The sequence below is a fragment of the Rhodococcus sp. C-2 genome (genome assembly GCF_027854095.1).
GTDB lineage: Bacteria > Actinomycetota > Actinomycetes > Mycobacteriales > Mycobacteriaceae > Rhodococcus_F > Rhodococcus_F qingshengii.
The window spans coordinates 1-1,321 of sequence record NZ_JAQGFI010000037.1; the positions used below are offsets into that span (position 1 = coordinate 1).

Consider the following 1,321-nt stretch of genomic DNA (forward strand, 5'->3'; position numbering starts at 1 on the left):
ACTAGTCCCGACTTTCGTCCCTGCTCGACCTGTCAGTCTCACAGTCAAGCTCCCTTGTGCACTTGCACTCGACACCTGATTGCCAACCAGGCTGAGGGAACCTTTGGGCGCCTCCGTTACATTTTGGGAGGCAACCGCCCCAGTTAAACTACCCACCAGGCACTGTCCCTGAACCAGATCATGGTCCGAGGTTAGAGGTCCAATTCGATCAGAGTGGTATTTCAACAACGACTCCACGATAACTGGCGTCACCGCTTCACAGTCTCCCACCTATCCTACACAAACCGAACCGAACACCAATACCAAGCTGTAGTGAAGGTCCCGGGGTCTTTTCGTCCTGCCGCGCGTAACGAGCATCTTTACTCGTAATGCAATTTCGCCGAGTCTACGGTTGAGACAGCTGAGAAGTCGTTACGCCATTCGTGCAGGTCGGAACTTACCCGACAAGGAATTTCGCTACCTTAGGATGGTTATAGTTACCACCGCCGTTTACTGGGGCTTAAATTCTCAGCTTCGCTCCCGAAGGAACTAACCGGTCCTCTTAACCTTCCAGCACCGGGCAGGCGTCAGTCCGTATACATCGTCTTACGACTTCGCACGGACCTGTGTTTTTAGTAAACAGTCGCTTCTCACTGGTCTCTGCGGCCCCACCCAGCTCAGACAGTAAATGTCGTCACCAGACAGGGCCCCCCTTCTCCCGAAGTTACGGGGGCATTTTGCCGAGTTCCTTAACCATAGTTATCTCGATCGCCTTAGTATTCTCTACCTGACCACCTGTGTCGGTTTGGGGTACGGGCCGTGTGAAAGCTCGCTAGAGGCTTTTCTCGGCAGCATAGGATCACTGAATTCGCCTCAATCGGCTACGCATCACGTCTCAGGCTATGTGCGACCCGGATTTGCCTAGGTCACGCCCTACACGCTTACACCAGTATTACCACTGACTGGCTCAGCTACCTTCCTGCGTCACCCCATCGCTTGGCTACTACCAGATCAGGTCCCATGCATCCACCAACTCGAGACCCGAAGGTCTTCTCGTGGCTTCAGGATGGTTAGTATCACTGATTCACCATGGGCGCGTTCACACGGGTACGGGAATATCAACCCGTTGTCCATCGGCTACGCCTGTCGGCCTCGTCTTAGGTCCCGACTCACCCTGGGCGGATTAACCTGGCCCAGGAACCCTTGGTCATTCGGCGGACGAGTTTCTCACTCGTCTTTCGCTACTCATGCCTGCATTCTCACTCGTGTGGCCTCCACGGCTAGGTCACCCTGCCGCTTCCATGGCCACACGACGCTCCCCTACCCATCCACACACCTGCCC

General features: G+C 55.1%; 1 rRNA gene (cut by a window edge). It reads right to left on the minus strand.

Going from position 1 to position 1,321, the window contains the following annotated elements:
- Positions 1 to 1,321 (minus strand): 23S ribosomal RNA (locus PCS43_RS33305); its annotated part runs 1,384 nt beyond the window's last position; the annotation flags it as partial.